The organism is Thermodesulfobacteriota bacterium, from assembly GCA_035559815.1.
Lineage (GTDB): Bacteria > Desulfobacterota_D > UBA1144 > Nemesobacterales > CSP1-2 > DATMAT01.
On record DATMAT010000037.1, the window covers coordinates 1 to 24,239 of the forward strand.

Genomic DNA, 24,239 nt, shown 5'->3' on the forward strand with positions numbered 1-24,239 from the left:
AACGGTAAATCCAGAACTGGCACAAGATGACGGAGACCGAGCATACTACCGGGACATTAAAGCCGATGATGTACCAATCAGGCGGTGATTTTACCCATCCATACCCCACCCAGCTCAAAAACGCGAAGAAGAGCATAACCATCATGAAAAGAGATATTCCTGCCGTGGATTTGTTCAGGTAATTCCTGCGCACTTGAATCGGTAATCCGAGGCTGGTGTAAATGACAAAGGCGGTTCTGCGGTAACGGAGACAAAAAGAGGGTTCTGTCATTTCGACCAAAGGGAGAAATCTTAGTGGAATAGCGTTTAGTAATTAGCAATTAGTTTTTAGGGCACACTTCATAGTTATGATTTAAGATTCCTCATATTCATTCGGAATGGCAATATTGGCTCCCTCACGTTAGTTCAGGACAGGATTCGGAATGATAGTTGTATGGCGTTCGTAATTGTATGCCATAAGAATCTATTCTAGTTGATGCACTGTTTCAAATGTCATCCATACTTTTCATTGAGTTTCCAGTGAGTTTTGTACTTTTATAGTTCCTGTTTTAATATAGTGAGTGAGGAGTAGAAAACTGACATTCCCGCGAAAGCGGGAATCCAGTGTTTTAAAAAATGGATCCCCGATTAATGCGTTCGGGGATGACAGACTGAAGGAAGATATCCGATTGATCCCCCGGTTAAACCGGGGGACGGGGATGACATGCGGAGTGAATCCCCGATTAAGCTTGTCCCCGCACGCTATCCGATTAATACTTTCGTATACAAGCTTTAGCGGGGAACATTCGGGCATGACCATGAGGAGGATTGCGGATTAGACTTGTCCTCAGATAAGCTAGAAAATATTTGTAGAGACGCATTGCAATGCGTCTCTACAGTAGGTGCCGGATGAATACCCCCAGGCATGACAGAAAGGGTTGATGCCTGATTAATGCCTTCATGAATAACCGTGATGTGGATTCTCGCATACGCGGGTACGAGGTTTGTGAGAATGACGAAGGAAGGTAATGACTAACCCCAAATCTTCCCATACGGATGTACTGGTTGTAGGTGCCGGGCCGGTCGGGCTCATGATGGCCGGAGAGCTGGCCCGCCATGCCATAAAACCGCGAATAATCGACAAAGCCCCTGCTCCTTCCGACAAGTCAAAGGCATTCGGCATCCACGCACGCACCATGGAGATTTTCGAGAACCTGGGAATCGTGGAACGCTTCCTAAAAGAGGGGAATATCTGTAACGGTCTAAATTTTTACGACGAGGGAAAGGAGCTTACCGAAATCGACCTCTCCCACATAGAAAGCAAATACCCCTTCGTATTAATCCTGGCACAGAGCATAACGGAGAGATTACTGGCAGAGCATCTCTACTCGTTCGGAATCGAAGTGGAGCGTGAGACCGAGCTTATAGGATTCGAACAGTCAAAGGAAGGAGTAGTGGCAAGAGTCAAACTGAAAGACGGAGGGGAAGAACTGATTAACTGCGCTTACCTAGTGGGCTGCGACGGCGCTCACAGCACCACCAGACACCTCCTCAACCTGGATTTCAAAGGAGACCCATACCCCAATTACTGGCTACTTGCCGACTGCGACATAAAGTGGCGATACCCCGAGCAGCGTCTGGCATTTTTTATTCATCCAAAAGGTTCTATCGCCTATTTCCCGTTCGTAGGAGACAGAGGAAGGTTGATATTCGAGCTCCCTCATGTAGGTGAGGAGGTCGAGCAAAGCGAGCCGACCATCGAAGATGTAAAACGTCTCGCCGACGAGAGGAGGCTCGAATACCAATCCATAGACAATCCGGTTTGGGTGACATATTTCAAGATACACCACCGCATAGTCAACCGATACAGCATAGGACGGGTTTTTATTGCCGGAGATGCAGCGCACATCCATAGCCCGGTCGGCGGCCAGGGAATGAATACCGGGATCCAGGATGCCTACAACCTGGCCTGGAAGATGGCGCTTGTGCTCAAGAGAAAATCCCCTGAGAGCATTCTCGACAGCTACAACTACGAACGACACCGCATCGGCGAGGAGGTCGTCGGCCGCACGGATAGGGCTACCAGGATGATTGCCATACACAACCCGGTCCTCAAGGCTATCCGCAATAAGTTCTTTCCACTGGTGACCAGGCTGGGTAAGGTCCAGGAAAAGATGACCAACACGATTGCTCAGGTCGAGTTTCACTACAAGGGAAGCCCGATTGTATCCGAGAAATGGAACCCGGATAGGATAGCCAGATGGAACAAGGATTTTTCACACCTCTTGGAAGCTGGGGAAAGGGTGGGCGATTATAAGATTCTTAGCGCGGAGAAGAGAACCGAGGCCAACCTATATGACTTACTCAAAGGGACAACCCACAAACTCCTTTTATTCACCGGAGGTAAACCAAGCGCTCAGGAACTCGACGAGCTAACAAAAATATCCAAGAACATTGTTTCCAACTATTTAGGGTTGATCGACCCACACCTGGTCACAGTCAAAAATGGAAACCCCTATGATTCTCCCTATTTTGTTTCTATTTACATCGATAAGGACTTTAAAATGCACAGGGATTTCGGCGCGGTTAAGGCGAGCCTATACCTCATCCGGCCGGATGGATATATTGCATTCCGCAACCAGCCGGCAAAAAACGATGACCTGATTCAATACCTGTCCAAAATATTTCTGATCAAAGTCTGAAATAATCTGTTCAGCGTAAAATTACATTTGTAGCGGAATCCTTCATTCGACACGATCACGATAGGTCAGTATCGCATAATTGTAGAGAGGACCCGACGGGTCGTCTCTACCCTAGGATATAATGAGGGCTAAACCCGCCCGCTACATTTTTCAGAAGGTTATTAGGAGATATCGGATCATTTGTAGGGCAATCCCTTTAATTTCCATCTGGTGCAAACTGCGCACAGATAATATAGGGACTGGTCAAATTGAGGGCGAACACGGGGTTCGCCCCTACGACACATGGGCCAGATTGCTTCTCTCTTTTGCAATCCCGAAAGTTTCTGCTGGAAGTCGTAGGGGCACGCTGCAGCGTGCTCCTACCTCTAATCCCTTGGATGCTTGCAATGATAATGGAACACAAAGAAAGCCCTGCTGTTTGCCTCCGCCGTCAAATTAAGGAAAATACCAATAGTAGATAATGATAATTAGAGTAGCCGTTTCCTGGAGCAGGGAAAAACAAATACAAATAATTTTCTTAATAATAAAACGGGTGCACATTGAATAAGGAGGTATATCATGAAGGTTGGATTACAGATTGTGCAGTTTGACTGGCCGGGCAGCCCGGAGAACATGGGCAAGAAGCTGGCCGAGATAGGAAAAGCGGCCGATGAAGCCGGTTTTGCCAGCATCTGGGCCATGGACCACTTCTTTCAACTAGATATGGCGCAATACGGCTTATCACCCCAGGACCCCATGCTGGAAGGTTACACCACACTCAGTTATCTAACTCCGTTCACCAATCGCGCCCGTCTGGGCACTATGGTAACCGGCGTCATCTACCGTCATCCCGGCCATCTGATAAAGATCGTCTCAAACCTGGACGTACTGTCGGGCGGGCGTGCTTACCTGGGCATAGGAGCCGGCTGGTATGAACGCGAGGCGGTAGGGTTGGGCTTTCCTTTTCCACCGCTGAAGGAGCGTCTTGAGCGTCTCGAAGAAACGCTCCAGATTGCCAAGCAAATGTGGTCAGGCGAGGTCAAACCATATAAGGGAAAACACTACCAACTGGCCGAGCCGATAAACAATCCATTGCCGCTTTCAAAACCCCACCCGCCTATCCTGGTCGGTGGCTGGGGTGAGAAGAAAACACTCCGGCTGGTCGCTCAATATGCCGATGCCTGTAATCTCTACGCTCATCCTTTTGCCAGCAAAGACGAGGTGGCCAGAAGGCTGGATGTGTTGAAGCGCCATTGTGACGATGTCGGCCGCCCTTATGACCAGATTGAGCGCACTGCCCTGGGCATGGTCAACCTGGGAAGCGGCGGTATGTCTGTATCCGACCTTATTGCCGTGTGCCGCGAGCTGGCGGACATCGGTATTGAGCATTTTATTTTCAGCATGCCCAACTGCCATGAAATCACCCCAATTGAAATTATCGGCCGTGAAGTGATCCCGGAGGTGGCGGGTTTATAGAGTTATTTACGCACACTTGTGCTTGGTAGATCGGTTTACTATGATATTCACCTTATATTGCTTAAATATTATGTTTGTATCCATTCACCCTGAGCTTAGTGTAAGGTTTCTCCTTCGACTGAGCTCAGGACAGGTATGCGTTCCCTAAAAAGGAATAAGCTTGAGGAGCCTAATTTCTGTCATCATCTTGTCCAAAATGACAGCAAGATGACCTTCAATCTCTGGTCACCGCTAAGTATTAATTGTAAAATATCTCGATGGCCGCGCCGGAAGAGGGTTCACGTACTTTTGTCTTACAGATTGATAATCATAACCGGATAAACTACGTAGACGACGAGTGGCTAAGTTTTGCCTCCGAAAACGATGCTGGCTTCCTAACTCGTGACCAGGTGCTTAACAAACACATATTCAAGTTTATTTCCGCATTCGAGACAATACTTCTCTACCAGCTAATTTTTGAAAAGGTAAGAAATAAAAATAAAAAAGTAACCGTGCCTCTTAGATGTGATTCCCCGGATTATCGCCGGTACATGTATGTTGAATGCCAGCCTTCCTCAAAGGACCATATAACGATTATCAGCCATCTTATAAAACAGCTGGAGAGGGAATATGTCTCCCTGCTCGACTACAAGTTAGAGAGAACCGATGAAACTATTTCCATATGCAGTTGGTGTAAAAAGGTAAATATCGACAAGAACATCTGGGTCGAAGCAGAGGTTGTGGAAGGCATTCTTAAAATCTCGCCAAAACCAAACCCACCTAAACTCAGTCATACTGCCTGTCCTGCATGTTATAACGGACTGATGGTGATAATCTCGGCCTAAATTAACAGATTCTTCGCTGCTCTGCAGCTCAGAATGACACACGTGGTAGCGGTCGCTTGTGATGATATACCCTAATTTATCCGCAAGAAACAATAGGGGCACGCTGTAGCGTGGCCCTACTACTGTAAGGATTACTTCTCCGGCTTTACACGAGCAAAGAATGCTCTAAGTGTAACCGCAAAATATTTCATGCTGATAATCAGAACCAGGTGGCTGCTTCGTAGCTATGCTCCATGAGCCACTGTTTTATATCCTCGCGGTCGCGCTTTAGCACGGCAATATTGAGCCTGATGGTCTCGAGCGACTGCTTTATGGTGCGCTTTGCCCCCGGCACCTTGTGGGTTTTGAAGAAGTGGTTGACGTCCCGTAATTTGTCGGACGTGGCAAAGGCGGTGGTCGTACCTTCTATAATCCTTCCAATCAGGAAAAGACCGCCTTCATGGTAACGGTCCATGAGCATCTGCCACTTTTCTTTGACAAACTCCCAGGCGATGCTCCTGCCCTTGGGGTTCTGTCCGATGTGGGTGAGCGCGATGGGCAAATCCTGGGGGCGTACCTTTTCGGAGAAAGCGAACTCCAGTACGGTCCTCAGAATTTCTTCAGCCTGGAAGTTCCCGATTGCCGCTAAAATTCTGTTCTTCTCCTCATGGAGGTCTGTCCGGTCATAAAGATTAAGCAGCTTTTCCAGTTCCTCCTGGCCGCCGTTTTCCGCAACCAGTGAATAAACTGGAGACTTCAGGTCGGGGTCCAGGCTGCCTCCGGTGATATAGCTCTCGAAGCGGTTCCTGGCCTCTCCGATCGTGGCCTCGTCCCCATAGCCGCCGAGATTTCTCAGCGCAAGCGACCTCAACATCACGTCAAGATGGCTGTCCCCGGGCGATTTGTCCCACCCCTTTGAATGGGCGATATGCCGGAAAAGCTCCCGGGCAAAGATGTTGAATGCGTCCTTCCAGGCTTCCTCGGCGAGAAGGATGCTGAGATATCTCAGGTTCTTGGATATGGTCGTCCACACACTGAAGTCAGTTTCGTTGCGGTAGGCGCTTAACACGCTGAGCGCCTGGGACGTTTTCGTGTAACCGGCACGGGAGAGCGCAAAGACATCATCCAGAAATCCCAGTCGGTCAACCGTACCTAGCTCTCCTGATTCGACTGCACCGATGAGCTTTGAAAGGAGGTCCGGTGAGTAGAGCACCCGGTAGAACCCGCTCTGCGACGGATTTAGCTTGACCCACCCATCAGCCCCGGCTCCGAGCGGGAAATCCATTCTTTGACCTTCCATATATGTGAATACCGGGTCCCCCGAATTCGAGGTTAAAACCCCTACCGGTATTTTCCAGGTTAGGTTTTCCCTATCTTTGGAGCCGTCGACGATGAACCGCTTCTGCTCCAGGCTGAGCACCTGCTCATCCCCGCGCTTTTCACTTTTCACGAGTACGACCGGATAGCCGGGCTGTTTTGTGTAGCTGGCCATGATCGCCCTAACCGGTTTTCCGGAGACCTCTTCGAGCGCCTGCCACAGGTCCTCGGTCTTGGCGTTGTTGTAGGAATGGCGGTTGAGATAGGTATTGAGCCCCCTTCTGAAATCCTCTTCCCCCAGATAATGCTCGATCATGCGGTTTACCACCGAACCCTTCCTGTACGTTATAGCATCGAATAGCTCGCTGATCTCGTAGGGGTTCCTGACCGGGACCTCCACCGGGTGGGTATTTTTCAGACTGTCCTTGTGTAGGGCGATGAGGAAATCGTCGGCAACGTACTGCGTCCAAACATTCCAGTCCGGAAACTGGCAGTCTACGGCCTTAGGGCCCATGTAAGAGGCGAAACCCTCGTTTAGCCAGAGGTCGTCCCACCATTGCATAGTCACCAGGTTGCCAAACCACTGGTGGGCAAGCTCATGGTCCACGACTTCAGCTACGCGCTGCTTGGCAGTGACCGCGGAATTTACCGGGTCAACCAGCATCGCCGTCTCACGGTAGGTTATAAGCCCCCAGTTCTCCATGGCCCCGGCGGCAAAATCCGGAAGCGAGACCATATCCAGCTTGGGAAGCGCATAGGGGATGCCAAACCATTCGGAAAAATAGGGAAGCGTATGGAGTGCACAATCGAGGGAGAATCGGCCCTGCTCTTTCTTACCCGGGGTAGTCCACACCCTGACCGGCACACCGTTTCTATCCGTGGACTCGATCGACTCAAGGTCGGCAACGACGAATGCCAGGAGGTAGGTGGACATGATGGGGGTGGTGTCGTAGGTAACCCGTTTGAAGCCGGAACCCATCGGCTCCTCACCGACCACCGGCATATTGGAGAGGGCGGTCAAATGCTCGGGTACAACCAGCGAAACGGTGAACTCCGCCTTCCTCGCCGGTTCGTCCCAGCATGGAAACGCCCGGCGCGCATCGGTTGCTTCGAACTGGGTGGCAGCGCCATATTTTTTAACGCCGTTCAGATTGTAGGAAGTACGGTAGAAGCCGTGCATCTTGTCGTTGAGCTTCCCCTCGAACTCTATGTTCAGGTTTGCTCCGCCCTGTATTTTTTTACCGAAATCAAACGTGACCGTTTCCTTCTTTTTGTCTGCGGTGATTTTCCCGGCCTCAATAACCTGTCCGCCGGCCATCAACCAGGCTTTCTTAATTTCCAGGTCGACCGCATGAAGGGTGATTCTGGAACTGGGCCCTTTGATAGTAATGCTCACATCCTCCTTCCCGTGAAATGTAAAGTTGTCCAGGTCTATCTTGAATTCAAGCCGGTAATGTACCGGCTCGACAACGTCGGGCAAAAGAATCGGATTCCTCTTTTTTTCCGTTTTAATCATTTGTGCTTCCTCTCTTTCTTTGGATTGGAGTAATTCAGAAATTACAATAAGGTTCTTCGTTGAAGCGTATCAAAGAATAGCATTAATGGGGAAGGTGGACAAGTTCGGAAATGAATTGGATTCCCGCTCCCCGATCACGGTCGAGGACATGCTCCGCGGGAATGACAATCTTTAACCTGTCATCCCCATCCCCCTGTTTAACCGTGGGATAAATCGGGCAGCCACTCCTTACTGTCATTCCTGAGTGCATTAATCGGGGATCCATAATCATTTAACCAACTCTTCATATAGATCCTTCTATTCCGGATTCGTCTTCTCTATCAGTTCGACCTTCCAACGACGGTTCCATTTTTTCAATCTCTTCTCTCTCTGGATAGCACTATAAACATCCTCCATTTGTTCAAAATAGACGAGTCTATGCAAACCGTATTTCTTTGTAAAACCTTCAGTCATGTCATTTTCGTGTTCGTAGACTCTTCTACCTAAATCATTAGTAGCCCCTATATACAACATGCCGTTCTTTTTGTTGGTCATTATGTAAACAAAGTACATGCCATTTTCCACATGTAATTTATGATTTGCGAATTAAACAGGCAGTAGTAAAAAACTGGATTCCCGCTTCCGCGGGAATGACCGAAGAGATCGCAGTAATGACATGTAGTTCGAGGAAATAGCAACTTTGTTTGAGGATCGACTTACTGTTGTCATTGCCTCTCGCATTTATCTGGTGTCTATACTTTCTGTCGTCCCCATCCCCCAGCTAGACTGGGGATCAATCGGAGGTCCTCTCCACATGTCATCCCCGAGTGTATTAATCGGGGATCCATCTTTTGAAAAAAACTAGATTCCCACTTGCGTGAGAATGACAGATGGGTGGATTCCCGTTTTCACGGGAATGACAAGGAAGATCGGGGAATTGTAGGATGTTCCTACACGGCGCGAGTTCGAGTGATAGTAAAGCTTTATCAATTCCCCTCCGACTTCAGCTTTCTATTTTTAAGAGCCTTTATGGCCCTTGAAATGCCGGAAAGGGTTAACGGGAACATTCGGTCGTCCATGAACTTCTTCAGCATCTGAACGGTTTCGACGTAAATCCAATCCTCCTCCGGCACCGGGTTCAGCCATACTATGTCCGGGTATTGGTTCTTGAGCCGTTCCAGCCAGACGAAACCGGGCTCGTCGTTGTTGTGTTCTACACTTCCGTTCTGGTATAGAAGCTCATAAGGGGACATGGACGCATCGCCCACTACGATTACCTTGTAGTCGCTGTTGTATTTGTGAAGCACCTCGAATGTGGGAATGGATTCATCCCACCTTCTGGCGTTATCCTTCCAGACCTTTTCGTATATGCAATTATGAAAATAGAAATACTCTAGATGCTTGAATTCGTATTTGGCGGCGGAGAATAACCGGGCGCAAATTTCGATGTGGTCATCCATAGAGCCGCCCACGTCGAGAAAAAGCAAAACCTTCACGTTATTCTTCTTCGCCGGTATCATCTCCAGCTCCAGCATTCCGGCGCTCTTGGACGTTTTCCTGATTGTCTCGTCCAGATCTACCTCTTCGTCGACGCCTTCTCTGGTAAGCACTCGAAGCCTTCTCAACGCCATCTTCATGTTTCTGGTGTCGAGCTCGACGCTGTCATCAAGATTCCGGAACTCGCGCCGGTCCCACACCTTTACCGCCCTTCTGTTCCTGCTCTCATCCTGTCCGATGCGGATGCCCTCGGGATTGTACCCGTAAGCCCCAAATGGAGACGTGCCTCCCGTGCCTATCCACTTATTGCCTCCTTCGTGTTTTCTCTTCTGCTCCCTCATCAGCACCCTCAGGCGGTCTAGCAACTTATCCAGCCCGCCCAGGGCCTTGATCATCTCTTTTTCTTCATCGGTCAATGCATTCTGCATGCTTTTCCGGAGCCATTCCTCCGGAATCTTAAAAAATTCCTCGGCATCGATCGTCTCTATATCCCTGAAGTACCGGCCGAAAATCCGGTCAAAACGGTCCAAGAACTGCTCGTGTTTGACCAGGGTGGAACGGGAGAGATAGTAAAAATCATCCACGTTGTAAGCAACCACGTCCCTATCCAGAGCCTCGAGTAAGGTGAGGTACTCTTTGAATGTTACCGGTAGGCCGTCATTCTTGAGTAAAAGAAAGAAATCTAAGAACATTTCTTTTCCTATTTAAACCACAAAGACACTAAGATAAAACTGTTTACAGTTTACCGTGTTACGGGTTAACTGGTTTAAAAATAAACCCGTGAACACGATAACCAGCAAACTCGTTAACCACTCCCTTCGTGCCTCAGTGGCTAAAGAGTTTTACCTATACTGTCTCCTGTACTGCTGCTGGATACGCTTGAGAAGCTCATGGTCCTGCTCATCCTTGAGCAGGGCGCCGGCGTAAGGAGGAATGGTCTTGGTCAGGTCGACAGAACTTAATTCATGAACCGTTATCTTGCCCAGGATCAATAGCTTTATCCAGTCCAAAAGCTCGCTGGTAGAGGGCTTTTTCTTTACACCCTTGATCTCTCTCAGCTCGTAAAACACGTCCATAGCATTTTGTATCAACTTGCTCTCCAGGTTGGGATAGTGCACGTTGACGATGGCCTGCATAGTTTCCCTGTCCGGGAAGCTGATGTAATGGAAAAAGCATCTCCTCAAAAAGGCGTCGGGAAGCTCTTTCTCGTTATTGGAGGTGATGATGACAATAGGACGATGCTTCGCCTCTATGGTCTTCCTTAACTCGTAGCAATAAAACTCCATCTTATCCAGTTCGAGAAGGAGGTCGTTGGGGAATTCGATATCCGCCTTATCGATCTCATCTATGAGCAGTACCACCTGCTCGTCGGACTCGAAAGCCTCCCAGAGCTTTCCTTTCTTCACGTAATTGGCGATGTCGTTCACCCTTTCATCGCCCAACTGGGAGTCCCTAAGCCTGGCCACCGCATCGTATTCGTAGAGTCCCTGCTGGGCGGTGGTGGTAGATTTTATATGCCAGGTAATGATTCTTTTTTGAAGCGCCTTGGCCACCTCGAATGCAAGCATCGTCTTACCGGTGCCTGGCTCACCCTTTACCAAAAGCGGCTTCTGTAAAGCTACGGAAGCGTTCACGGCGATTTCCAAATCCCTGGTGGCTATGTAACTGTCGGTGCCTTGAAATCTCATCGCGATAAACCCCTTATTTAAAATTCCATCCCATGGTCGATTTATGAGACAGTGAAATCAGAAATCCCCTGGATTATACGCTAGCCAGTGCTCTCAAGCAAACTACCGCACTGGTCTCAATCACGGAAATTAACAAACTGAAGCGGCAAGCCGAAGTTGGAATTCCGCAATAGGGCTATTACCTCCTGAAGCTCATCCTTCTTCTTCCCGGTTACGCGCACCTTTTCATCTTGGATAGAGGCCTGAACCTTTAACTTTGTATCCTTGATCATCCTGACCATCCGTCTGGCCAAATCGGCTTCTATTCCGTGGCGAAGGGTTACGCTCTGACGGGCTCGGTTGCCGGATATCTCCGGTTTCCCTTCGAGCAGGCAGGCAATATCCACACCTCGCTTGCTCAGTTTAGTCCGCAAGATATCGAGCATCTGTCTCAACTGAAAATCATTCTCCGCCGAGAGTGTCACAACATATTCGTTAAGCTCGTACCGGGCATTGCTGCCCTTAAAATCGAACCGATTGGCCACCTCCCGGTTAGCTTGGTCGACCGCATTGGTCACCTCATGGATATTTACCTCGGAGACAACATCGAATGAAGGCAATTATCTGCTCCTTTCTTCTTCAGGACTTAATCCTTTGTAGTTTAACTTAAGATTCCTGTGAAATTAAGATTACACACTCAGATAAGAACCCGATCCTTTATTTTTCCCTATGCAATGCGCTCAACGCCACCGGAGTGATCAATTCCACCCATTCCTCATACATCCGGGCAGATGGATGTAAACCGTCAGACGCTACCAGGCTTGAATCCTGGGCAGCCCTCCGGGAAACCTCGGTAATGTCGACATAATTCACGCCCTTCTCCATCGAGATTTTTTTGTTTATCTCATTAAAACGGTTGATTTCCGGCACGGTACTATTCGAACCGTGTTTTTTGCCGAATTTAGTAACGCTGTAATCGGGAATCGACACCACGATCACCCTCCCCGGCCTTCCGCCGGCGAAGGCAATAGCCCCGGTGAGAAGTTTATCAAAACCATAGGCATACATGTACTCACTATAACCCTGAAACTGGTCATTAACCCCGATTAACAAGGTAACGATATCGTATTCTTTCCCTATATCCGACCTGGCGATTACCTCCATCAGGTCCGAAGTGGTCCAACTGGTAGCGGCGATGATTAAAGGCGTATCGACCGGGAGGTTTCTACCCTGTAGCCGTAAGGCGAGCTGCATCGGCCAGCTTTCCGACCGCTCTACCCCCTGACCAACGGTATAAGAATCTCCGAGAGAAAGGATTTTCAGCATCTTAGTCTTTTCCCGAACAGGCTGGCAGTCCTTCGTCGAGCATTGGCCCAACAAACTCTGATGAAAGGCCGGGGTAAAAGAGAGTAGTAGAGAGATAAAAAAGAGGATGATTCGCAGCATTGTTAAATAAAGGAGCGAAGGATTTCAGGCACTGCTCGAAACCCCTGCGCTCTATCTCCAGATACCTTTTTAACTTCGGTAAGAAACAAAGACCCATTGCTGCAATCATTGGCCGAGGTTTTCACCCTGGTAATCCCTGGATACCTAAGTACAATAAATTGGAAAACCCTCCGGGAAATAACCCCCGGTCTTTGACCAAATTAATCAACTAATTATATACCCTATGCAACTAGGAGAATTCATTTACGCTTTATTTCAAGGATGCTTTACTTATATATACGTTTTCCACTAATAGTCGGATTGTTGGGAAGTAAAATCATCCGAGCAGTACACACCACCCTGATTTGAATCGAATAAATTATAAACCATCGACCCTCGAAAAATGAGAGGGTTCCGCACCCCCACTCCGACTCTTGTACAGACGGACGAATATTACGATATGAGAGAAGATAATTATAGGAACAAGAAAAGTGGGCAAAAGGCTGAGTGGTAGCCTGGTAATCGCTATCATAGACCCCGGGGAGGCCAAGGCCAACCGTGTAGCCGTGGCAACAACGAAAAGAATATCAAGTAAGCCGAGTAAGTTCCAGAGGAAGAGGACCAGCCGGCTCGCCTTCCGGTCTGTTGATAAGAAAATAGCTACCAAAAGAGCGGTGACAGCCACCGTGATGTCGCCCCATCCTCCCGGTACGGCAAACGCATAGGGAAGCTGGCCACGAGAATATAGGACTAAGAAATAGATCCCAACCAAACGTGTTAAATGGATGAATACCAGCGCCCTTACATCTAAGCGCAAAATCCACTCATGAAAAGGTCGATATTTCCAGAATAGAAAAAGCAGGGTTATAACCAGACCGAAAAGAACACCTTGGGGAAACGGCGGCGGGAATAGAGCCAGGAACCCATATGCTCCCAGGACAACAGCAAGCGAAAACCAGGCTAAGACTCCAATCAGCACCCCAGTCAGATTCACCGTTTTTGTTTCAGGCATTCTTAGGGATATGGGCTATAGGGTAGTTTTTCCGGTAGTTATGCACATAAGAAGTTAACTGGGGGAAAAACGCCCTGAAATTCTCTTCTAACTTTTTATAGTTCTTCACCAGCTCCTCTACCGCACCGGTTAGATTGTTCTCTCTTTTGAACCGCCGGGCAATCCGGTCAAGCGCCTTACCAACGCCTTCTACCTCTTTATACGAACCGAGCCAATCTTCCTCGGCCATCCTGTGAACCACAGATTTAAGCCCGTCCGGAAGGAGATTTTCATGGTCGTTCAACAGGTCGTATATTTTCTTGGTAAAAACCCCTAAATCCACGCTCGAGTACTCAGACCAGTTCCTGGCCAAGAAATGGTCGAAGCCCAGGTCCACTATGATACCGGAGAACCTTCTTCTCTCGGCGCTGATTAATCTTTTGCTCGACAAAATCAACTCATGAGAATCGGTGAAAGAATCCACCTTCCTATGGGTAGTTATACCCTTGACTATCTCTTCTCCGTACTGGTCGTCTAGGCGACCTTTGACAAAATCCCCAAGAAGATTTCCCATAATGGAGTCGGCAGAGTCCTCAGCCAGGTATAGATGAGCCAGGTAGTTCATGATTTATTCTTTTATTGCTACCCCCCGCCACTCCTTTTATAATGATTAATAACTCTGGGGAAACCGATATACTAAGAACTCCAAGAGGTTATCGGGGGCGGAGGTTTTTCCCAACTCCTTTAGGATTTTAGATTAACTCAGGATATAGGATTAATCCTAAAATTCAAGCTAGCGGAGAAGGGACAATTAACCTCAGATGATCTATCAAGATTATACGGAAAGCCTGTTCTTAACCACTTCTGGCCGTTTTTACCCGATTATAAGCATTACCGGCGCTACATGGTTAAATCTTCCATATTGGTTTATAATTTCAGATGGAGGAAGGTAAAGCTTGAAAACAAACCCATTAGTTTTATTAGGGTTTAGCGATGGTGACTTGGCCAGCGGGCTGGTCCAGAATCTCAAGGGGCAAGACCTTAATTTCAGTATAGCCGAGACAGCGCACGATGTGGTTGAAAGCGTTACCAGAAGGTTCTTTCACATTGTTTTAGTGGACGTTTCCCTGCCCGATAACGTCGGCATAGAGGTGTTGAAACAGATTAAGTCCACGTCTCCCGATACGGAAGTTATTTTATTTACCGAACCGGGCACCCCAGACGATTTCGCAATCCAAGCCATAGCCGATGGTGCCTATGACATTCTGGAGAAGCCCATCAACTTTGAATATGTAAGGGTGCTCATTTCCAAGGCCCTGGAGACGCAAAAACTAAAACTCCAAAGTATTAGAAGACTGGCTCAGGTTGAATCCCTCTTGAGCGCGACCGAGGATATAAACTCCCAGCTCGACATGAAACAGCTCCTTCGCCAACTGGTAAAAAGGGCGCTAGCTCTTACCGGATGCGAATGCGGCGCTATCGCCCTCTTTGGGAATGATAAGGTGATAATGCGGGAATTTTGGGATGGAAAGAACTGGCAGGACATATCCGATTCCGGGAATGTAGAGATGGATAATTTCCAAGAGTTCTGGAAAGATAAAAATATCTATGTCTCCGATGAACCCGGCGCCAAGGAAGGTTTAGACATTTTCTTTCAACCCCTACCCTGGGCTAATTCCTATGTCTGTGTACCCATAGTCGGGAGGAAAAATGAATTCTTGGGTGTGATAGAGGTTTGTAACAAGAAAATTGCCGATTTCGGCCCGGACGACGATGCCCAACTATTGGAAGGGCTGGCTCGAACCGCATCCATCGCCATAGAAAACGCCAAGCTGTACGAATACACCAGGTGGAAATCCGAGAAGCTCAAGGAGTCGGAGCAAAAGTACCGGGTGCTGGTGGAAAATTCCCCCGACCTAGTCTTCATAATCCAGAACCACCGGGTCAAGTATGCGAACAGAAAGGCTTCCCACCTGCTCTCGTATAAGCCGGAGGAGCTTCACAGCTTCAACATCGTAGACATCATCGCCCCCGGATACAAAGACCTTTTCATGGAGAACCTCAAAAAGAAAGCAAAAGGAGAGGAAGTCCCCAATTACGAAGTCGTACTGGTGAACAAGAATGGGGAGGAAGTAGTCCTGGACGTAAACGGCGTTTTAACCGAATATGAGGGAAAACCGGCTGTCCAGATAATCGGGAGGGATATTACCGACCGGAGAAAAGCGGATAAAGAAATACTAAGGCTGGCGGCGGCGGTAAGAAGCTTAAACTCCGCGGTGACCATAACCGACATGAACAGAAATATCATCTACATAAATCCCGTTCATAAGAGGGTATTCGGGTACGAGCTCGAAGAACTCATGGGGAAACAAAGCAGTATTCTATACCCCTTCGACGACCCATCCGGCGTCAGCAAGAAGATTTACGAGGCCATCCTCATAGTGGGATGGGAAGGGGAAAGGCTGGGGATGAGAAAAAACGGGGAGGTTTTTCCGGTCTACGAAAAAACATCGGTGGTCAAGGATAAGGACGGAAAGCAGATAGGGATAGTATCGGTGGTAGAAGAAATTACGTTGAGAAAGAGGCTGGAGCAGGCGCTTAAGGAGTCCGAGGAGCGGTACAGGACGCTCGTCGAAACCGCCAAGACCGCAATTATCGCCATAGACGAAGAGGGTAAAATCGTACTCTTCAACCCTTCGGCAGTAGAACTTTTTGGTTACACAAAGGAAGAGATAGAGAACAAAGAATTCAACATCCTTACCCCGGAAAGGTATAAGGACTTTTACAAGATCGGACTAGAGAACTTTCTCGGGACCGACGTCTCCAACCTCTTGGGAAAAACCATGGAGATAGCCGGGCTAAAAAAGAGCGGGGAGGAATTCCCGATCGAGGTCTCCCTTTCTGCCTGCAGAATAGGCGGGCGCCAGATTCTCACGGCAATCATATTCGACATCACCGAAAGAAAGAACCTACAGGAACAACTCATACAGTCGGCAAAACTGGCCGCCGTGGGCGAACTGATCGCCGGGGTCACCCATGAAGTTAATAACCCGCTGGCAGTGGTGATGGGCTATTCCGAGATGATTCTGGGAGAGGAAAACCTCGACCCACAGCTAAGGAAATCAATCGACGTGATTTACAACGAGGCGAACAGGGCACGGAAGGTGATCCAGAACCTCCTTTCATTCGCCCGGGGGCATAGCCCAGAGAAACAGTTCACCTCTATCAACGAAATCATGGAGAAGACCTTGAGTCTTACCGAGTACGACCTCAGAAAGAATAATATCGAGGTGGTGAAGAGATTTGACCCAGACCTGCCCGGCACTATGGCAGACCCAAACCAGCTCCAGCAGGTGTTCTTAAACCTGATAATCAACGCAGAGCAGGCCATGTCCGAAAACGCCGGGAAAAAACAACTCATAATCGAGAGTAGGGTGAAAAACGGACAAAGCCGCATCAACACCGACGTAGGCAGCGTGATAGAGCTCTCGTTTCACGACAATGGCCCCGGCATCACCGAGAAACATCTAAAGAAGATATTCGATCCCTTCTTCACCACGAAACCGGTGGGCAAAGGGACCGGCCTTGGGCTTTCCGTGTCTTACGGGATCATAAAAGAGCACGGCGGAGAAATTTACGCCCACAGCAAGGAAGGAGAAGGAGCAACCTTCTTCATCGAGTTGCCCGTGGTTTATGAAACTAGATAGCGGCAAAGCACAAGACCGTCTACCCTCAAACCATGAACATCTTTCCAGACAATCTCTTGATCGCTTCCCGGTAGGAATACTCCCCTGATACCACTTTTATAAAACCTTCGTTCACTATGTCTAACCACCTGGCCAGGTTGTAGGATATGAAGCTGAGATTGTAGAGCAGCTTAGCCAGATAACCGGCATACCTAAAATCTTCGAGAATTTCATCCCTTATTTTTTCGGTGTATTCGTCCAGGTTAAAAGAAAACCCGGCTAAGCTTGTCTCTATCACCTCCGCCGCTATCTGGCCGCTTCTCAGGGCAAAGTAAATGCCCTCCCCGGTTATCGGGTCGGCCAGGCCGGCGGCGTCTCCGACGAGCAGTCCCCTTTCCGTATTCAGAATCTCGTTTCTTCCGCCCAGAGGAATCTGATGCCCAATCAGGGAACGGCATGAATAGTCTTTGCTGAGTCCCTTGTCGGCGAGATATAGATAAAAATACTTTTTAATGTCCTTCATCCGGGGAAGTGTAGTGAAAACCCCGACCGAGAGATGGTCTTTTTTGGGGAATATCCAGCCATACCCCTTGGGAATGACGTTGAAATCGAGATGAAGCGACCGGTCGTATTTAGTCAGGTCGGATAAATCAGGGTTAGGAAACATCTCCCCCTCGACGGCGACTCCCAGCTTTGCTTTTTTGCGGAGTCCTAAGGAGCGTGCTACCAGGCTGTTAACCCCGTCTGCTCCCACAACCACCTTTGAGCGTAAATTTCCCTTATCCGTCTTGACCAGGACATGGTCGGCAAATTCCTCAACGGAAGTAACTCTCGTTTGCTCTTGAATACGGGCTCCCTTTTCCGCGGACTTCCGGATGAGCAAATTATCGAACCCGTCCCTCATCACCATAGTGACTATGGGAAAGGAGGTAGCTTTGGAAAAACCCCGCTTGTGCTTGAGCGTCAGGTGAACCACATGGGTGTGATTTTCACAAACATCCCCAAGCTCGAAGGACAGAAGCTCAACTGCTTTTTTGGTCAAACCACCGGCGCAGACCTTGTATCGGGGAAGCTTCTCCTTCTCCAGGAGAAGCACATTTAAGCCCCTATTCGATAGCTCGTAGGCGCACATCCCTCCGGCAGGCCCCGAGCCTACGATAATTACGTCGTACATGGTGCGAGAGCTATTCATCTATGTGGTGTTAGTTTGCCACAATGATTTTGCGAAGCCAAAAGGAGAATAAAGCAGATAACAAATCTCAAACAAAAAATTTCAAGCAAATCTAAAATTCCAAATTCCAAACATACAACTGCTGTCCAAAATAATTAGAAAACAGAGGTTCAAACTAGTAAAACAAGGCCTTCAGGTAAATAAAAACGCCTTTTTAAAATTGAGTCATTCCCTTCTATGTCAGCTATGCAAGTGCCATCCTAATCCTATTGTTGAAATAGCTTTTTAATCCTACTTACCCTTCGTCGTAGTTTATACTGAGCGAAGTCGAGGGACTTGCTCAGCATAAAATACGCCTGGAGACTCACCCTTCGACTCCGCTCAGGGTGAAGGAATTTTGCAGAGAGGTTACTCACCTCTTCATGGTGAGCCCTTCGATAAACTCAGGATAAACTCCGTCGAACCATGAACCCTTCGACACTCACCCTTCGTCTCCGCTCAAGGTGAAGAGATTTTATTGTGAGGTGTTATTGCGAGCGATAGCAAAGCAATCTCTTATTTTGGACAAGTATGTAAATAACCAAATCACAAAATTCAAACAATTACAAAATTCTAAATTCCAAACCTTATTGTTTTAGTATTTGTGATTCGTTTGTGATAGGTTCGTCAGGCTCACTACAGGTTTGGTGCTTCTATTTTGTGATTTGTATTCTACTTTGTGTCTTCGTGTCGTGGTGGTTAATGAGTTCCCCTTTTTAGTGCCGTATTTATTTTTCCCAGCAACCGTTCATGTATCAGCCCGTTGCTAAGGATCAGGTCTGATTTTTTGAGGTTCCATCTCCTTCCCTTAAAATCGGTCACCTTGCCCCCCGCTTCTTCTACCAAGATTATTCCGGCGGCCACGTCCCATGGATTGATCTTCGTGGCGACGTAGGCTTCTGCCCTTCCGCATGCCACCCAAGCCGACTCGATCGCAGCCGAGCCCAGCTTTCTCATGTCCATGACTAAGGGTCTAATGCCGTGATAAAGCCTTGCGCTTCTCAAGATACTCCGGTCGGAGCCCTCGCAGGAAACAATGGAAGATTTGTCTAGACTCCCGGCCTTGGAGACCGAGATCGGTGTGCCGTTCAATAAAGCCCCCTTTCCCCGTTCCGCCGTATACATCTCATCCAGGTGAGGTGCATACACGATCCCCAAAACAATCTCATGTTGATATGAAAGGGCTATAGAGATGCTAAAAAATGGATTCTTCCTGGTGAAATTCCCGGTCCCATCGAGTGGGTCGATAATCCAGGTATAGGCTGACCCTTTGTTTACCAGACCGGCCTCTTCCGAGAGGATATTGTGGCGCGGATATTTTCTCCTGATTCCGCCGATTATAATCTTCTCCGACTCTAAATCGTATTTGGTAACTAGCTTTCTTAGGTCAACCGAGCGGTCATCAATAGGTTTGGATGATTTGAATCCTCCGAGCAAAATGGAGCCCGCTCTTTTTGCTAAATCAAGGGCGTATTCCTTGTATTCTTCCATGCTTGGATGATCTTAAGCAGAAGAGATTTTCTCAACACCTCCCATATAAGGAGAGAGAACCCTGGGTATGGTTACTGAGCCGTCTTCTTCTTGATAATTCTCTAATATCGCTAAGACTGTTCTTCCCACCGCCAGCCCCGAGCCGTTAAGCGTGTGAACCAATCTGGGCTTGCCCCCGTCCTTCGGGCGGTATCTGATGTTCGCCCTCCTAGCCTGAAAGTCTTCAAAATTGCTGCAGGAAGAAATCTCCCGGTAGGTATTTTCGCTTGGAACCCATACCTCTATGTCGTAAGTCTTGGCGGAGGCAAACCCCATATCGCCGGTACACAACACTACGATTCGATAAGGGAGTTCAAGGAGTTCGAGCACCCGGGCGGCGTCGCCGGTTAGAGATTCTAGCTCTTCGTATGAGCTTTCCGGGGTGGCAAATTTCACCAGCTCCACTTTATTAAACTGATGCTGTCTAATAATGCCCCGCACGTCCTTTCCGTAAGAGCCGGCTTCCTTCCGGAAGCAAGGGGTGTAGGCTACGTATTTCTTGGTGAGCTCTTCTTCGCTTAATATTTCGTCCCGGTGTATATTCGTCACCGGCACCTCCGCCGTGGGAACAAGGAAATAATCGGTTTCTTCCACCCTGAACAACTCCTGCTCAAACTTGGGAAGGTTGCCCGTCCCGATAAAACTGAATCTATTAGCCATGAAAGGAGGAAGCACCTCGGTGTAGCCGTGGTCGTTTACGTGAAGGTCGAGCATAAAATTGGCGAGCGCCCTTTCCAGCCTGGCCCCCAGACCTTTATAAAGCGCAAACCTGGCTCCGGTAATCTTGGCCGCCCTCTCCAGGTCGAGAATATCCAGCTTCTGTCCAATATCTACATGGTCTTTGACCTGGAAATCAAACTGCCGGGGGTTTCCCCATCGTTTTATCTCCTGATTATCGGCCGAACTTCGCCCGGAGGGGACGGATAAATGGGGTATGTTTGGAACCCCCAGAAGAAACTCCCTAAACTCCTCCTCGACCCGGCTTCTGGTCTCACCGAGTACTTTAATTTTATCCGAGAGTGCCTTGAGCTCGACTTGCAGTTCTTCCGCTTCCCGGTCTTTTCTCTGCCTTTTTAGCTCGCCTACCCTCTTCGAGCCCGCATTCCTCTTATGCTCAAGCTCCTCCACCTGTTGTATGATCTTCCTTCTTTTTTCTTCCAACTCTAGAAACTGGTCAAAGTCTATCCTGGCTCCGCGCTCCTCCAGCCTTTCTTTCACGTAGTCTAGGTTTTCTCTCACAAACTTTGGGTCAAGCATGTGTTTCTTAGCTCTCTCTGAATAAAGTATGCATTATGCACGGTTCATGATACATGAGAGCTTTTGCATGCATCCTGCATCATGTATCGTTCGACTGAGCTCACGACGAAGTCTTGCATCTGGAAATTTTCATTCATGTTTATCTGTGTTCATTCGTGGCGGATTTCTGCAGTTATCCCTTTATAACCCCTATCGGCCTCAACCGCGCCACCTTCTTGGCAATTCCGGCATTGTGCACTATATCGCACACGTCCTCTGCCTCCTTGTAGGCTTCAGGCATTTCTTCGGCCACCGTTTTCTTTCCCCGGGCCATCACAATAATACCTTTCTCCTCAAGCTCGGCAAAAAGATTTCTGCCTTTTCCCATCTTGAGCGCTTTGTTTCTGGAAAGCATCCTTCCTGCCCCATGGCAGCAAGAGCCGAAAGTCTCGTCGAGAGTGGCCTCAGTTCCTACGAGGACGAAGGAAAACCTACCCATGTCCCCCGGGATGAAGACCGGCTGTCCAACATCTTTATAGATTTCCGGTATTAACGGATGCCCCTTGGGGAGAGCCCTGGTAGCTCCCTTCCGGTGAACGCATACCTTTTTCGTTTTTCCGTTTACCTTATGCTCCTCGAACTTGGCGATATTATGGCTGACGTCGTAAACCAGTTGTCCCCCTAGGTCCTTCGGTCCTATCTGAAACACCCGGTAAAAGGCCTCTCTGCAGAAGTTCATGATGATCTGTCTGTTTGTCCAGGCGTAGTTGACGGCAGCGGCGAAGGCAGAAAGGTAGTCCTGCCCTTCCTTCGACTTTATATGCGCGCAGGCAAGCTGCTTGTCCGGAAGATTGATTCCTTCCCTCCTCATGTATGAGAGCATCTTGTCTATGTAATCGGTGCAAATTTGATGGCCGAATCCCCTCGACCCGCAGTGAATGAGGACGCATACCTGGTCTTTGAAAAGTCCAAACGCATCGGCCATGGCCGGGTTGTATATTTGGTCGACGATATCCACCTCCAGAAAATGATTGCCCGAGCCGAGCGTCCCAATTTCGTCCTTTCCTCTCTCCAGCGCCTTATTGCTTATCGCTTCCAGGTCTCCACCGGGAAATGTCCCGTGGTCCTCGATTCTATTCAGGTCCTCTTTTTCTCCCCATCCCTGTTCGATTGCCCAGTTCGCACCTTTTCTGATAATCTCCTTATAGTCTTTTTGGGAGAGCTTAATCTTCCCGCCAATGCCTACTCCGGATGGTATGCGGTGAAAGAGCTCGGTCACCAGCTCCCTGAGCTTAGGCCTTACCTCCTCCTCGACCAGATTGGTTCTCATGAGTCTGACGCCGCAGTTGATGTCATAACCGACCCCTCCGGGAGAGATTACCCCTTCCTCTATATCCACTGCGGCGATTCCGCCGATCGGGAATCCATATCCCCAATGGATATCGGGCATGGCGATGGAGTACTTTTGAATTCCGGGAAGATGGGCGACGTTAACGACCTGCTCTAATGATTTGTCCTGCCGGATTACCTTCAGCATCTCTTCGCTGGCGTAAACCCTTCCCGGCACGCGCATCCCGCCGCTCTTGGGGATCTCCCAGAGATAATCATGTATCTTTTCAAGCTTTATTTCTTCCGTCATTGCCTCATCACCCCACTGTTAGGTTAGTTTTTAGCCACAAATTTACACGAATCTACACTAATAAGACAATGTATGATTCATGATGCGCGATACATTAAGTTTCTACATGCATCTTGCATCCACTCTATTTTCATTCGTGTTTATCTGTGTTCATTCGTGGCTGAATAGTAGTTAGATATCGAATACTATCTCTACTTTTAATCTATCATCCGATGGTTCTACTTTCAAATTATGATAGGTGACTGCCTTTATATCGGCGGAGAGCTCGTGTTTCTCCGAATCTATCCCCTCGCCAAAAGCCTTGCCTTTTATCCGCGTTTCATCCTGGAGCTTTACTTCAAAGTCCTTGAAAACCATTTTATTTACCTGGTGTGCAAAGAGGATTTCCTGAAGCCAGTGGACCAATAACTCCTCTCTGTTTTCCCCCGATGCGTCGATTTCTACTACCTCCGACGGCTCTACCTTATTTCTGTCCGTGATTAATTCCATCATGGCGCAGGCTGCATTTCTCAGCAGTTCCTCGAAAGATTTTCCGTAAACCCTGACGCATGCATCGGCGGTGTGGTCCAGTATCTCGTAGTCCATTAAAACCTAGTCTAGCATGTATTCAGGCTTCTAAAAAATTACGCTTAATCCAGTTTGCAAAAGGAGTATCGATGTGGTTAATTTAGAATAATTAAAAGAACCTTAGTTCTGGGAGGAATTGAAATGGCAAAACTAAACAACGGCGTAGAAATCACCTACCTGGGTCATGCTACCTTCAAGATCAAGTCGCCCCGGGGGAAGACCATACTTATTGATCCCTGGGTTCAGGGGAATCCGGCCTGTCCGGAAGCGAATAAGAAATTGGATAAGGTTGACATTATGGCCATAACCCATGCCCACTTTGACCACATCGGAGACGCGGTGGCCATCGGAAAAGAGCATAAGCCCAAGGTAGTGGGCATTTTCGAGACATGTGTCTGGGTTAATTCAAAGGGGGTTGAAGGGATTATGCCCATGAATAAAGGGGGCACGCAAGAAGTGGATGGAATTAAGTTTACGATGGTTCACGCAGACCATAGCTGCGGGATTCAGGACGACGATGGAAAGATTATTTACGGTGGAGAAGCCGTAGGCTACGTTATCGAGTTTGAAAACGGATTCAAGGTATATCACGCCGGGGATACCGCAGTGTTCAGCGATATGAAGCTCATTGCCGAAATCTATAAACCCGAGTTAGTCATGATTCCCATCGGAGATCTTTTCACCATGTCTCCCCAGGAAGCGGCCTATGCCTGTCGTTTTCTCTCGCCCCGGTACGTGATCCCGATGCACTATGCCACGTTCCCTCCTTTAACCGGAACCCCGGCGCAGTTAAGAGAACTTACCAAGGATGTGAAGGGAATGGAGATTATAGAACTTAAACCGGGAGAGACGCTTAGCTAAAATTAAACATCTAAATTGTCTAAAATAAGAGATTGATTCTCGCTAAAAGATGGTGGCTTGCAACGACCACATAGAAGCAATTTCCCTTTCTTCTACCCTGGGAAAAGAAGAAGTGAGGGGAAACCGTTCGCCCTGAGCATAGCCTGCCCTGAGCTACGCCTAAGGGTCAAAGGACAGAA

The 24,239-nt window shown here is 48.4% G+C and carries 19 protein-coding genes; 5 read left to right on the plus strand and 14 right to left on the minus strand.

What is annotated here, in order from left to right:
• On the minus strand, positions 1 to 193 hold a 193-nt coding region (locus VNN20_10285; protein ID HWP92568.1), incomplete at its 3' end, for a SemiSWEET family transporter.
• Positions 194 to 1,007: 814 nt separating this feature from the next.
• On the opposite strand from VNN20_10285, the gene VNN20_10290 reads away from it, so the two are divergent.
• The 3 genes from VNN20_10290 (at position 1,008) to VNN20_10300 (ending at position 4,960) form a co-directional block, all read left to right on the plus strand.
• A complete protein-coding gene (locus tag VNN20_10290) occupies positions 1,008 to 2,681 on the plus strand; it encodes an FAD-dependent monooxygenase (protein HWP92569.1) in 1,674 nt (557 codons plus the stop codon).
• A 558-nt stretch (positions 2,682 to 3,239) separates the two neighbouring features.
• Entirely contained in the window at positions 3,240 to 4,136 is an 897-nt protein-coding gene (locus VNN20_10295) for an LLM class F420-dependent oxidoreductase (protein ID HWP92570.1), read from the plus strand.
• 257 nt (positions 4,137 to 4,393) lie between these two features.
• Complete coding sequence (locus VNN20_10300; GenBank protein ID HWP92571.1) at positions 4,394 to 4,960, plus strand: hypothetical protein; 567 nt, start codon at positions 4,394 to 4,396, stop codon at positions 4,958 to 4,960.
• Positions 4,961 to 5,159: 199 nt separating this feature from the next.
• Here VNN20_10300 and VNN20_10305 read toward each other — a convergent pair whose 3' ends face one another.
• From VNN20_10305 to VNN20_10340, 8 genes are all read right to left on the minus strand, one after another.
• Entirely contained in the window at positions 5,160 to 7,772 is a 2,613-nt protein-coding gene (locus tag VNN20_10305) for a M1 family metallopeptidase (GenBank protein HWP92572.1), read from the minus strand.
• A 297-nt stretch (positions 7,773 to 8,069) separates the two neighbouring features.
• The gene (locus VNN20_10310) at positions 8,070 to 8,324 is read right to left on the minus strand and encodes a GIY-YIG nuclease family protein (GenBank protein HWP92573.1); all 255 of its coding nucleotides are present in this window, start codon (positions 8,322 to 8,324) and stop codon (positions 8,070 to 8,072) included.
• A gap of 413 nt (positions 8,325 to 8,737) precedes the next feature.
• Entirely contained in the window at positions 8,738 to 9,940 is a 1,203-nt protein-coding gene (locus VNN20_10315) for a VWA domain-containing protein (GenBank protein HWP92574.1), read from the minus strand.
• 150 nt (positions 9,941 to 10,090) lie between these two features.
• Positions 10,091 to 10,936, minus strand: coding sequence for a MoxR family ATPase (locus VNN20_10320; GenBank protein ID HWP92575.1), 846 nt, complete (start codon positions 10,934 to 10,936; stop codon positions 10,091 to 10,093).
• A gap of 116 nt (positions 10,937 to 11,052) precedes the next feature.
• Entirely contained in the window at positions 11,053 to 11,535 is a 483-nt protein-coding gene (locus tag VNN20_10325) for a YajQ family cyclic di-GMP-binding protein (GenBank protein HWP92576.1), read from the minus strand.
• 97 nt (positions 11,536 to 11,632) lie between these two features.
• Positions 11,633 to 12,241 (minus strand): SGNH/GDSL hydrolase family protein, encoded by a 609-nt coding sequence (locus tag VNN20_10330; protein HWP92577.1) that lies wholly within the window; start codon positions 12,239 to 12,241, stop codon positions 11,633 to 11,635.
• A gap of 478 nt (positions 12,242 to 12,719) precedes the next feature.
• Positions 12,720 to 13,352 (minus strand): hypothetical protein, encoded by a 633-nt coding sequence (locus VNN20_10335; GenBank protein HWP92578.1) that lies wholly within the window; start codon positions 13,350 to 13,352, stop codon positions 12,720 to 12,722.
• Positions 13,345 to 13,956: an ACP phosphodiesterase gene (locus VNN20_10340; GenBank protein ID HWP92579.1), complete on the minus strand. Its 612-nt coding sequence runs from the start codon at positions 13,954 to 13,956 to the stop codon at positions 13,345 to 13,347. Before VNN20_10340 ends, VNN20_10335 begins: the two co-directional genes overlap by 8 nt.
• Positions 13,957 to 14,287: 331 nt before the next feature.
• Here VNN20_10340 and VNN20_10345 point away from each other — a divergent pair, with 331 nt between their 5' ends.
• Positions 14,288 to 17,038 carry a PAS domain S-box protein gene (locus tag VNN20_10345; GenBank protein HWP92580.1) on the plus strand — a complete coding sequence of 917 codons (2,751 nt, stop codon included), beginning with the start codon at positions 14,288 to 14,290 and terminating at the stop codon, positions 17,036 to 17,038.
• 25 nt (positions 17,039 to 17,063) lie between these two features.
• Here VNN20_10345 and VNN20_10350 read toward each other — a convergent pair whose 3' ends face one another.
• From VNN20_10350 to VNN20_10370, 5 genes are all read right to left on the minus strand, one after another.
• Positions 17,064 to 18,209: a geranylgeranyl reductase family protein gene (locus VNN20_10350; protein HWP92581.1), complete on the minus strand. Its 1,146-nt coding sequence runs from the start codon at positions 18,207 to 18,209 to the stop codon at positions 17,064 to 17,066.
• A gap of 717 nt (positions 18,210 to 18,926) precedes the next feature.
• A complete protein-coding gene (locus VNN20_10355; GenBank protein ID HWP92582.1) occupies positions 18,927 to 19,718 on the minus strand; it encodes an inositol monophosphatase family protein in 792 nt (263 codons plus the stop codon).
• Positions 19,719 to 19,730: 12 nt separating this feature from the next.
• Positions 19,731 to 21,014: a serine--tRNA ligase gene (serS, locus tag VNN20_10360; protein ID HWP92583.1), complete on the minus strand. Its 1,284-nt coding sequence runs from the start codon at positions 21,012 to 21,014 to the stop codon at positions 19,731 to 19,733.
• A gap of 172 nt (positions 21,015 to 21,186) precedes the next feature.
• On the minus strand, positions 21,187 to 22,632 hold the full coding sequence (locus VNN20_10365) for an RtcB family protein (GenBank protein ID HWP92584.1): 1,446 nt from the start codon (positions 22,630 to 22,632) through the stop codon (positions 21,187 to 21,189).
• Between the two features lie 171 nt (positions 22,633 to 22,803).
• Entirely contained in the window at positions 22,804 to 23,217 is a 414-nt protein-coding gene (locus VNN20_10370; protein HWP92585.1) for an archease, read from the minus strand.
• Between the two features lie 123 nt (positions 23,218 to 23,340).
• Between VNN20_10370 and VNN20_10375 the strand changes: the two genes are divergently transcribed.
• Positions 23,341 to 24,060 (plus strand): metal-dependent hydrolase, encoded by a 720-nt coding sequence (locus tag VNN20_10375; GenBank protein HWP92586.1) that lies wholly within the window; start codon positions 23,341 to 23,343, stop codon positions 24,058 to 24,060.
• The last annotated feature ends 179 nt before the right edge of the window (positions 24,061 to 24,239 follow it).